The following is a 1,222-nucleotide window of genomic DNA, read 5'->3' on the forward strand; positions in this document are numbered from 1 at the left end:
TACGCGCACCTTCGCCTTGCCGCCCGCGATGTACACGGAACCGCCCTGGCTGGACCACTTCTTGAAGCCCTCCCTGGGGTGGTATGCTGCACCGCCGAGCTGTTCCCTTTCGGCCAGGAGTATCGCCTCCACGAGCCTTGCGCCCATCTCCCTCGACAGCGCGTCAAGGCAGCTTTTCCCCTGTTCGGCAAGGTCGGCCAGAACCACCCCGATACTGGTCGAAATGTCGATTTCTTCGCGGCGGACGATTGACAGTTTTGGGGTTCTTTTTGTACTTTTCATCATGGTGGTTATCCTCTTGCTTGGTGTTTTTTTGCTGAACCAAATTTACAAGTTGGAGACCACCTTTTTCTTTTTGGTTGCAGAAATTTCAACTAACTTTGGGGCATCTTCAAAATAAATGCGTTCATTGCAAAATGTGTGTAAACCAATCTGTTTTAGCAATGGGCTGTTTGATGGGGAAGTATTTGAAAACGAAAGAGGTTCGTTAGATGAAATTTAGAGCTCATGAAACTTTTTTTATCCGTAAAGGTTGGCTTTCTAAGGGAATTAAATATGTTGAGCAGACCGAAGGTCGAGTCTTTATAGATAAAGAAAATAATCCGATGGATGTGCTTGGAATTGGCAGCAACATGGTTAAGTCCCTTCGTTACTGGTTGCAGGCAGTTGGCATTACGTATGAAAATGCTGCAACAAAGAGAGTCCAGAAATTTACAGATTTGGGAAATTTAATTCGAGAAAATGACCGTTATATTGAAGAATTGGGAACGCTGCTATTGCTTCAATATGAACTTGCGACGAATAAAGAACTTGCGACAAGTTGGTATGTGTTCTTCAATGAATTTATGATGAGCGAATTTACAAAAGAAGATTTCCTGAATTTTATTCGAAATTACATCTCAATGAATATTGGTGAAGATGAAAAAGAATCTGGAACTACGAGAACACTGGAAGATGACTTTAACTGCATTGTAGGAACATATGTTCCCCGTTATAAATTAAATCCTGCAAAGGTTTCTGCTGAAAGTAACATTGATTGTCCGTTTGGCGAGATGAACCTTGTTGAAGTGTTGAATAAAAAGAATGAACTATATAGAAAGAATATTCTGAGTGCTTCATCTTTTAACCGAATTTGTCCCTTTTTTAGTTGAAAATCCAGGTCTCCAACTGGTGTAAATCTAGGCTATTAGCGCTTCATTGTCAAGTAGTTTCATGCTCTTTT

2 protein-coding genes are annotated in these 1,222 nt (G+C 41.4%); one reads left to right on the plus strand and one right to left on the minus strand.

Annotation, left to right across the window (positions count from 1 at the left end; genetic code table 11):
- A partial coding sequence (locus tag BUB55_RS13750) for a hypothetical protein (RefSeq protein WP_143152881.1) occupies window positions 1-285 on the minus strand: 285 nt, incomplete at its 3' end.
- 206 nt (window positions 286-491) lie between these two features.
- On the opposite strand from BUB55_RS13750, the gene BUB55_RS13755 reads away from it, so the two are divergent.
- Window positions 492-1,151 carry a DUF4007 family protein gene (locus tag BUB55_RS13755; protein WP_234971953.1) on the plus strand — a complete coding sequence of 220 codons (660 nt, stop codon included), beginning with the start codon at window positions 492-494 and terminating at the stop codon, window positions 1,149-1,151.
- Window positions 1,152-1,222: the final 71 nt, after the last annotated feature.

The organism is Fibrobacter sp. UWP2 (assembly GCF_900141705.1).
Classification (GTDB): Bacteria; Fibrobacterota; Fibrobacteria; order Fibrobacterales; family Fibrobacteraceae; genus Fibrobacter.

Coding starts and splice junctions, on each gene's coding strand:
- BUB55_RS13755 (WP_234971953.1), top strand. CDS start 492: ATGAAATTTAGAGCTCATGAAACTTTTTTTATCCGTAAAGGTTGGCTT.